Source organism: Pseudomonadota bacterium (assembly GCA_023229365.1).
Classification (GTDB): Bacteria; Myxococcota_A; Polyangia; order JAAYKL01; family JAAYKL01; genus JALNZK01.
Map to the genome: position 1 here is coordinate 37658 of JALNZK010000034.1, position 8739 is coordinate 46396.

Annotated in this window: 7 protein-coding genes, 1 tRNA gene and 1 pseudogene; 3 read left to right on the forward strand and 6 right to left on the reverse strand. The window is 69.3% G+C overall.

The features are described from left to right. The first annotated feature begins 98 nt into the window (after nucleotides 1-98). Nucleotides 99-180: transfer RNA gene (locus M0R80_15260), tRNA-Leu, on the forward strand. Between the two features lie 125 nt (nucleotides 181-305). Beyond that, the gene (locus M0R80_15265) at nucleotides 306-1019 is read left to right on the forward strand and encodes a hypothetical protein (protein ID MCK9460993.1); all 714 of its coding nucleotides are present in this window, start codon (nucleotides 306-308) and stop codon (nucleotides 1017-1019) included. Nucleotides 1020-1032: 13 nt separating this feature from the next. Here the strand turns inward: M0R80_15265 and M0R80_15270 are convergent, their stop codons facing one another. The 3 genes from M0R80_15270 to M0R80_15280 are packed head-to-tail and all read right to left on the reverse strand — an operon-like array spanning nucleotide 1033 to nucleotide 4366. After that, the gene (locus M0R80_15270) at nucleotides 1033-2154 is read right to left on the reverse strand and encodes a hypothetical protein (GenBank protein ID MCK9460994.1); all 1122 of its coding nucleotides are present in this window, start codon (nucleotides 2152-2154) and stop codon (nucleotides 1033-1035) included. Further along, the gene (locus M0R80_15275; protein MCK9460995.1) at nucleotides 2151-3956 is read right to left on the reverse strand and encodes a glutamate mutase L; all 1806 of its coding nucleotides are present in this window, start codon (nucleotides 3954-3956) and stop codon (nucleotides 2151-2153) included. The genes M0R80_15270 and M0R80_15275 overlap by 4 nt, the downstream gene beginning before the upstream one ends. Further along, complete coding sequence (locus tag M0R80_15280; GenBank protein ID MCK9460996.1) at nucleotides 3953-4366, reverse strand: hypothetical protein; 414 nt, start codon at nucleotides 4364-4366, stop codon at nucleotides 3953-3955. The genes M0R80_15275 and M0R80_15280 overlap by 4 nt, the downstream gene beginning before the upstream one ends. A gap of 23 nt (nucleotides 4367-4389) precedes the next feature. On the opposite strand from M0R80_15280, the gene M0R80_15285 reads away from it, so the two are divergent. Next, entirely contained in the window at nucleotides 4390-5091 is a 702-nt protein-coding gene (locus tag M0R80_15285) for a hypothetical protein (GenBank protein MCK9460997.1), read from the forward strand. A 60-nt stretch (nucleotides 5092-5151) separates the two neighbouring features. On the opposite strand, the gene M0R80_15290 is transcribed toward M0R80_15285, so the two are convergent. The 3 genes and pseudogenes from M0R80_15290 to ltrA form a co-directional block, all read right to left on the reverse strand. Further along, on the reverse strand, nucleotides 5152-6093 hold the full coding sequence (locus M0R80_15290; protein ID MCK9460998.1) for a hypothetical protein: 942 nt from the start codon (nucleotides 6091-6093) through the stop codon (nucleotides 5152-5154). Nucleotides 6094-6138: 45 nt separating this feature from the next. Then, nucleotides 6139-6255, reverse strand: a pseudogene (locus M0R80_15295) (ATP-binding protein). 541 nt (nucleotides 6256-6796) lie between these two features. Next, nucleotides 6797-8068 (reverse strand): group II intron reverse transcriptase/maturase, encoded by a 1272-nt coding sequence (gene ltrA, locus M0R80_15300; GenBank protein MCK9460999.1) that lies wholly within the window; start codon nucleotides 8066-8068, stop codon nucleotides 6797-6799. Between the last annotated feature and the right edge of the window lie 671 nt (nucleotides 8069-8739).

Consider the following 8739-nt stretch of genomic DNA (forward strand, 5'->3'; position numbering starts at 1 on the left):
TCGTGGCGGCCGCCGGGGGGCCCGGCCGGCGGAGGTCGAGCATGGGCCGAAGGCGGCTTGACGTCAACTCACGGACGCGGCTAGCCTTCTCAAGGCCCGCGAGGATGGCGGAACTGGTAGACGCGCTGGATTTAGGTTCCAGTACCTTTCGGTGTGGGGGTTCGAGTCCCCCTCCTCGCACGAAGCACGAGATGCGGAACAGGCTCCTTCCCACACGACAAGATCCCCTTCACTTGCCATCCGTCGGTTCTTTCAATAGATTGGGGCCAAAAGAGGAATGATATTTCGAAAAGGGGAGGTGTGGCATGAAGTTCAGACTCGTGGTCCTGGCCGTCGTCGCGGCGCTCTCGGCCGTCGCCTTCGCGTGCGGCGGTCCAGAAAAGAGCCGTACGGAACGCGCGATAGAGAGCATGCCCGACGACGTGGATCCGGTGTCGGCCGCGGTCGGCGACGTGAACCCCGTCCCGGTGGAGGACGAGACCGCCGAGAAGCCCTCCGAGGCGCCCGTCGCGCCGGAGCCCGAGAGCGCGGGCGACGTCATCGAGGGGACCCAGGGCGCCTTCATCGCCACGATCAAGGTGCTCGGCAAGGAGGAGCCGGGGACCTACCGCGTGCTCACGGCGACCTCGGATCCGGTGGTCGTGAAGGAGGAGCTCAAGACCGGTGAGGAGGTTCGGCTCGATCCCGGCACGTACGATTTCGAGTTCACGACCCCGGCCGTGGTCGGCGGCAAGAAGTTCACGCTGACCGGCGTCGAGATCCCGATGGGCCGCCTCGTCAAGCGCGAGGTGAAGGTCCAGGCCGGGCGCCTGACGCTCGTCACGGGCGGCAAGTGCGTCAAGTCGGCGATCCGCATCAAGGAGAAGGGCAGCGAGAACTGGCTGCCGGGCAAGTTCTTCACCTGCCAGGAGCTCGTCCTCCCGGCGGGCTACTACGACGCCGAGCGCGGCTCCACCCCGATCAGCGGCATCCAGGTCTACGACGGCGGCATCCAGCAGGTCCTCATCCGCCCCAAATGAGGTGACCCCTCGCTCAGCCGGCGAGCTCGACGTTCTGCCGCGGGATCCTCGCGACGTCGCCGCCGTCGAGCAGGATCTCGAAGACGAGCACCGATGAGCCGGTCTCGATCCGCTCCGGCGCCGGCGGGAGCGCGGTGATGGCGCCGGTCGCGCCGAAAAGTCGGCCGCGCACGATCCGGGCGCGCGATCCGATCGAGGCCTCGGCGGCCGTCCCTTCGGCTTCGAGCGCGGCCCCTTCGACAGGCGGCCCGACGAGCTCCGGGCGGATCACCCCCGCTCGGACCTGCGTCGCGCCGCGCACGGACACCCGCTCCCCGGCGAGCAGCGGCAGGAGCCCCATCGCTTGCGCCGACATCGCGCGATCGCCGAGCCCCTCCGAGAGCACGATCGCGAGCCCGATCTCCTCGTCCCCGGTCGCCGCGAGGTTGAGCTCCCCGCCCGCCATCGCGACCAGATCCACGCCGCGCGCGCTGCCGCCTATCAGCGCGGCGACGCCCAGCTCCCGGGCGCGGCACATCGCCTCGAGCGAGATCCGCCCGAACGCCGCGACCACCGCGCCGCGGTGCCCCTCCCCGAGATCGCCCGCGGCCAGGGGGCCGTCGCCCGTCCCCGCGATCGCGAGCACGCCCATCGCCTCTCCGCCCAGCCCGAGCGCGCCCTGGAGCAGCGCGACCTCGGCCTCGATCTCGACCCCCTCTCCCCGGCTCGCCGCGACGACCTCCCCGCCGACGTACGCGGTGAGCTCGATCGCCGTCGGATCCGTGCGCACCACGACCTGTCCGGTGACGGGCGAGACGATCTCGACGGTGCCGGCCACGGGCGAGGCGACGCGCGTGGTCCACATGCCGAACAGCGCGCGGTGAGAGGCGATCACCGCTCCGGCGGCGATCCTGTCGCCGACGCCGACGGCGAGCGCCTCGCGGATCCGTCCGGGCGGCAGGCCGAGCCGCGCCGCGACGTTGATCGCGTGCACGTCGCCGGGCCGCTCGATCGCCGCGACGACGTCGTCCGCGCGGACCGTGTCGCCGACGCGCACGAAGATCTCCCCGGCGCCTGGCACGGATCGCCGCCTGCGCACCTTGACCCGGTGCGACACCGCGAAGCCGAACGGCGCTCGGGGCGGCACCCCGCTCACCCCCCTCCCTCGAACGCGCCGAGCGCGCCGAGCCACCTGCGCTGCGCCGCGATCCGCTCGTGGTCGTCGCGCGCAAAAACGAACGGACGGCCGCGGCAGTCCAGGATCAGGCCGACCTCCCCTCCCCGCACGCGCCCCCTCCACGACTTGGACGCACCTGCGCCGACGTCGAGGCCGCGCCGCGGCGAGACCACGAGCTCCGCCTCCTCGCCGGCCGCGAGCGGAACCGCGACGATCTCCCCGCCCGAGAGCGCGCCGCGCTCGCTCGTTCCATCGGCCCGCTCGAGCGAGAACTCGAGGCACGGCTTGCCGGGCCGAACCGCTCCAGCGGGCGCGACACAGGTCCCGAGCACGACGATGCAGTCGTTCTCCAGCACCTCCCGGGCGGCTCGCGGATCGAGCTGCGAGAGGACACCGAGGTGGGGCAGCATGAAGATGGAGTCCTTGGCGATCCGGGTCACCCCCGCGGGCCCGAAGGAGTCGACGAGCATCGCCGCGGTCTGGGCCGCGCGCGGCGCGTGCGCGAGGACGCCGCCCGATCCGACGAGCAGATCGATCGCCATCGTACGAAGCCCGCCTTCCTCGGCCCTCCCGCTCGAGAGGTTCTCGTCGAAGCTCCGATCCACCCGCTTCCCCGCCAGCCCCGTGGCGAACTCGGCGTGCTGCGCGAACGACAACCGGAGCGCCTCGCGGGCGAGCGCCTGCTCGAGCATCAGGTCTTCGACATCCGCGGGGATGGTCGTAGGGCGGATCGTCTTGTTCATCACCGCGTCGCGCAGGTCCTCGCCGGACATGCGGTACGGCAGCCAGCGCCGCACGTTCTCGACACCCGCCTCGGCGAGCACGAACGCCGCGGAGTAGCTGACGCCCAGGTTCGCGCTCACCGTGCGGTTGAACGCCCCGGAGACGACCGAGAACACGTCGGTCGTAGCTCCGCCGATGTCCACCGCGAGCACGTCGAGCTTCTCCCGCTCGGAAGCGAGCCGCAGGATCGCGCCCACCGCGGATGGGGTCGGCATCACGGGCGCGTCGGTCCAGGCGAGCAGCTTCGAGAAGCCCGGGGCCTGCTGCATGACGTGATCGAGGAACAGATCGTGGATCCGCTCGCGCGCCGGCTCGAGCCGCTCCTGTTCGATGGACGGCCGCACGTTCGCCACCGCATAGAGCTCGGCCTTGCCCTTTAGTACGCGCGCCACCTCTGCCGCGACGCGCGCGTTCCCGGCGAACACGACGGGGAGCGTGAACTGCCCGCCGAAACGCGGCTTCGGATCGGCGGCCGCGATCAGCTGCGCCATCTCGACCACGCCGATCTCGGCGCCGCCGTCGGTCCCGCCCGCGAGCAGCACGATGTCCGGACGCAGCCGCTTCAGCCGCGCGATGCGCTCGTACGGCGTGCGGTCGTCGTCGCACGCCACGACGTCGGCGACGATCGCCCCGGCGCCGAGCGCGGCCCGCTGCGCGGATCTGGCGCTGAGCTTCGCGACCACGCCCGCGACCACCATCTGCAGCCCGCCGCCGGCGGACGAGGTGGAGAGGTAGAGATCGACGCCGTCCCCCCCGGACGCGGGGCGCACGATCGCCCCCGCGTCGTCGACGATGCGCCGCCCGGCCCGGGCGGAGAGATCCCTAAGCGCCGCGACGACGCCGACCGTCACGTCCTCGACGGGCGCCTCCACGGTGGTCGGCGCCTCGCCCCGGAACGTCTGCCGGAACACGCCGCCCTTCCGCTCGACGAGGATCGCCTTGGTCGTGGTGGAGCCGCAGTCGGTGATCGCGATGACCGAGGGGGGGCCGATGCTCATCGCCGGCCCTCGAGCGCCGCCGCCGCCGCCAGCTCCTCGATGCGGTCCGCGAGGCGCCCTGCGGTCCTGCGGTCCTCGAACGCGGCCGCGATCTCCTCGAGGTCGTCCCCGAAGCCGAGCATTTTCACGAGCGGCGCGACCGCCGCCATCGCCTGGCTCCCGAGGAACGCGACCGGCACGGCCGTCTCCAGGATCACGATGGCGGGGATCTCGAGGCGCCGCTCGACCGCGGCCCGCGCGATCCGCTCGAGCGCGGGCGGGAACGGCGGCTCCCCGGCGCGCCGCATGGAGAAGGCGTGCTTCAGCGTCTCGACGAACGTCGACATCGACGGCGATCGTCGGGCATCCTCGGTGTTCGGGTCAACTTCTCGGCGGAGCCGCACCCTGGCGTTCAGGTATGGGAACAGCACGAGAAACATAGTAGACAACACAGATGAAGAAAGTGGGCTCAACCATGATGAACAAGACGATCTGGTTCGTTGGCGCGGCGCTGCTCTCCGTTTCCTGCGGAGGGGATCTCGATTGCCGCCACAAGGGCGCCGAGTGCGCAGAGGGGTTCTCGTGCGAGCCCGAGAGCGACGGCGCCTGGCGGTGCGCGAAGCAGGCGGCGCAGCCGGCCGCCGAGGGCGCCCCCAAGGATGCCCGACCCGTCACCGATCCTGATCCTGTTTCGGCTCCCGCTCCCGCTCCGGCGGAGACTCCCTGCCCCGACCACCCCATGTGCGCCGGGATCTCGGCCCAGTGCGCCTGCGGTCCGGACGGGGTTCTGCTCACGAGGACCCTGGATCGCGACGGGGACGGCAAGCCGGACGAGAAGGCGGTCTACACGAACGATCGCGAGGGTCGCCCGACGCAGGTGATCGTCGACGAGGGCATGGACGGTTCGGCCGACTCCCAGCACTCTTACGAGTACAACGCCCACGGGGATCCCGTGGCGTGGCGGATCGACCGGTTGTCGAAGGCGAGCGCGGAGGCGCGGAACCAGACAATCGTTTACGTGTACGACGATCAGGGAAACCTGGTGCGGGAGGAGACCGATCTCGACATAGACGAAAAGATTGACTCGACCTGCACGTACTCGCCGCCCTGCCCGCCGCCGATACCCAACTCGCGCTGCAAGCCGATCTGCAAGTGAACCGGACAGGGGGGAGCTCTCGGCGGGCAGTCGCGATCGCGGGCGAGGCGAGCATCGCCCCTATTCGGCCGGAGGGGCCTCCTCGATCTTCCGATCGACCGCGTCGAACAGCGCGACGAGGGCCGTCTCGTACTCCCTGCGGAGATTTTCTTCCTCGGCGAGCATCCCGTCTTCGGTTCGCTTGTAGGCGCCGACGGCCTGATCGAGCGAGGCGCGAGACGTCATGAGATCCGCGACGCGCTGCTCGCACGCCTTCTTCTCGTCCTTCTCCAGCGACGTATCCTTGCAGCGCGCACTCTCTGCCTCGATCTCCGCGTCGAGCGTCTCGGCGACGTCCTCCGCCTCGGCGCGCATCCGCGCGACCAGGACACGCTGCTGGGCGTACGCGACGAACACGCGGTGGCTCAAGCGGCTGATCGCGTCGATCTGCTCGGCGAGCTTGTCGGCGTCCTTCTTCCCCACGGCCTTGCCCTGCCGCTCCACCCAGAGCTGCGCCTCGTTCGCGCCCTCGAGCCGCTTCTCGAGACCCTTCGACACGCCGTCCTTGAGCGAGAACGCGATCGAGCCGCCGACGTCGACCTCGACCCCGCTCACCTCCTTGGCGACCGCGGCGTTCACCGAGCTCGTGACGCGGCGGCCGATGTCGTCGCGCTCCTCGTCGAAGAACCGGCGGACCGCCCGATCCTCTGCGACCCCGTCGGCGTAGGCGCGGCTGCGCCCCGCCGCGTCGGCGCGCTCGTACGCCCCGCGGACGACGGTCCAGTCCGACGACGAGATCTGCCCGGTGAACCCCGAGAAGGCGGCCATTCCGTCCCGCGCCTCGACCGCGATCGCGTCGAGATCCTCGTCCGCCGACGAGAACCGCGTCGGGTAGGCCGCCGCGTAGCCGGGCTCTCCCGACGAGGACGCGATCTGGACCTCGGGCTTGGGCGCGCCGCAGGCGCAGGCGAGAACGGCTATCACCGCGAGAACGACCAACAGGGTTCTTCTTGTGGTTTTCATGGCGGCGATCGAAGCGCAACGGTGCGCCCGCGTCAAGTGCGTCGATCAAATCGGCAACGACAGCCGGAACCGCATGCCGCCGCCCTCGCGCGGCTCGGCCGAGACGGTGCCGCCGTGCGCGACGGCGATGCGCCGCACGAGCGTGAGCCCGAGCCCGCTGCCGACCGCAACAAGTCCCGACGCCGGGCCGCGGAGCCGGAGGCGGCGTAGCTCTTCTCCGACCGACATCGACATCCCGTGACGAGGGGCGGTCTTCGGATCGCCCCTTCTTTTTGTCACCCCTCCCGTCGAGCGGCTGCGCGGAGCCGATCGATCGGCAAGCCGAAGCCTTCGGTTTGCTGAGCGAAGCCACTGCTGTTGTCTCGTGAGACAAACCCAAAAGCTTCGCCGAGCCTTCGAAAGGCAAGCCGGAGCCTTTCGAAGGCTTCCCGGGCATTTTGTTTGGCAAGCCGAAGCCGATCGGTTGGCTGGGCGCTATAAAAAAAGTGACGCACGCAAACCACAGTGTGGTGTCTTTGATACACCCGGAAGGAGACCGGAGCGCCGCCGACGGCACCGGGGAGCCGGGCGGGGGCTTCGGGGAGGAGTGGAAAGGAGAAGGCCGAGAAGGGGTGTCGAGTAGCCCCGGCCGGTTTCCCGACCGGGGCCCTCACCAGATCCGGACAAGGAGATTTCCACCATCCGGCTCTTCTGTCGATGCGTCTCATGGAGCGGCCCACAGATTTCTGTAGACCTTGACCTTGGGCAGCGGCATCTCGCGGAGCATCCGGTTGAAGCGTTCCCAGGTCATCCGCGACCGCTGGCTGCGGCGGCGTAGCCAATGAATCCAGGCGCGCTCCACCTTGTACAGAATCAGCGACAGCGACTTCGCGTTGCCGTTGACCCCGAAGTAGTTGAAGTGCCCCTGGATGCGGCGCGTGAGCGCTGCATGCTGCTCGGGGATCGACAGGTGGCGGTTGTCTCTGCACCAGGATTGCAGCGCGGTGATCGCCTTGTGCAGGCTCTTCTTCCGCGTCTTCCACGCCGGGTGCCACACTCCTTTGCGGCTTCGCTTCCAATAGTGCGTGAAGCCGAGGAAGTCGAAGGTGCGCGGCCCTTTGCCACCCTGCTGGTCGTCCGGCGGTCGCCGGAAATCCAGCAGGCGCGTCTTGTCCGCCGCGAGCCGAAGCCCGTAGCGGGCCAGACGTTTGCCCAGCACCTCCATCACCCGCTCGGCGTCGTCCCTGCGCTCGAATCCGAAGACCAGGTCGTCGGCGTACCTCACGAGGCACGACCGCCCCCGCATCCGCGGCTTCACCTCGCGCTCGTACCAGACGTCGACCGCGTGGTGCAGGTAGATGTTGCCAAGCAGCGGCGACAGGATCGACCCCTGCGCCGTCCCCTCCTCGGGCGTGTGAAACTCCGCCCCGTCCAGAACTCCCACGTGCAAGCACTTGCCGACGAGCCGCATCAGCGACTTGTCGTCGATCCGCTCCTGGAGCACTTCTCGCAGCTTGGGGCGATCCACGCTGTCGAAGAAGGACTCGATGTCTGCTTCCAGGATGAAGTTCCCCTCGCCTCGCCCTATCGACCTGTTCAGCGCCGCGATCGCGTCGTGTGCGCTCCGGCCGGGACGAAAGCCGTACGAGCAATCCAGGAAGTCCTGCTCGTAGATCGCTTCCAGTAGCTCGCGCAGCGCTCCCTGCACGATCTTGTCCTCGGTCGTCGACACCCCGATGGGCCGGGTCTTGCCGTTCGCTTTCGGAATGTGGACGCGACGGATCGGCTGATGGCGATACTTCATCGCCCTCATCCGTCCGTGCAGATCCGCGAGCCTGCGCTCGAGGTCCTGTCCGTATTCCTCCACGGTCACCCCGTCCACGCCTACCGCCGCGTCCTTGCGGATGCGGTGAAACGCGCGCCGCAGCGCCTCCTCGTCGATGTGGTGGCTCAGCGAGAGCATCTTGCCGTGCGGATCCCGGTGCGCTCTCTCCATTACCCTTGCCAGTCCCGTTGACATGTTCTCCGAAGTCTTCGCCTCGTCCATGTCTCCCTCTCAAGGCTCGTACCGACGCGGGCCGCCTTCGCTCCTCCGGGTCCTTGTGCCTCTCGTTCCCCGGACTCTTCGCTACTTCGCAGCCCTCCGACTTCCCCACTCCCGTCGTCCTCGGCTTCTTTCCTTTCGCCTCGGTCTACCTCGACGGCGCCCGCTTCTTCTTCGCGGGGAATCGCCTGCAAGCGCTGACGCGCTCCCCTCGGAGGCTTGCACCACGGCCCTCCGCTTCGCCGGTTCCTTCCATCGAGGAGATGTGGGGATCTCCCGAGTTACCGGGTCGTCCTTCGCTCGCGCGCCGTGGTCGAACACCCCGCCGGATGCGCCGTGCCCTCGCCCACTGACGGACGCCGCGCTGCTGCCTTCAGGTGTTCTGGAACCCTGGGCATCCGGAACTATGATATTTCGTGGCCGCATTCCCACGGCTCGCGCGCCCGCGCACCTACGCTTCGCCGACCTCGTTGCCGCTGTCGTCGCAAGGCTCGCTTCCGGCCCGCCGGGCTCGGCTTTGACCGGACGGGTTTCGCACCCGCTGGACGACTCATCCGAATTTCAGGAAGTTATCGCCTCCTTCCATCCCAACGGACCGACAGTGCTCGGTCGCACCAAGACCC

What these genes read in the sequence shown, in the direction of transcription:
- ltrA (MCK9460999.1), bottom strand. Translation starts at nt 8,068, where the DNA reads ATGGAGAGAGCGCACCGGGATCCGCACGGCAAGATGCTCTCGCTGAGC.
- M0R80_15265 (MCK9460993.1), top strand. Translation starts at nt 306, where the DNA reads ATGAAGTTCAGACTCGTGGTCCTGGCCGTCGTCGCGGCGCTCTCGGCC.
- M0R80_15275 (MCK9460995.1), bottom strand. Translation starts at nt 3,956, where the DNA reads ATGAGCATCGGCCCCCCCTCGGTCATCGCGATCACCGACTGCGGCTCC.
- M0R80_15285 (MCK9460997.1), top strand. Translation starts at nt 4,390, where the DNA reads ATGAAGAAAGTGGGCTCAACCATGATGAACAAGACGATCTGGTTCGTT.
- M0R80_15290 (MCK9460998.1), bottom strand. Translation starts at nt 6,093, where the DNA reads ATGAAAACCACAAGAAGAACCCTGTTGGTCGTTCTCGCGGTGATAGCC.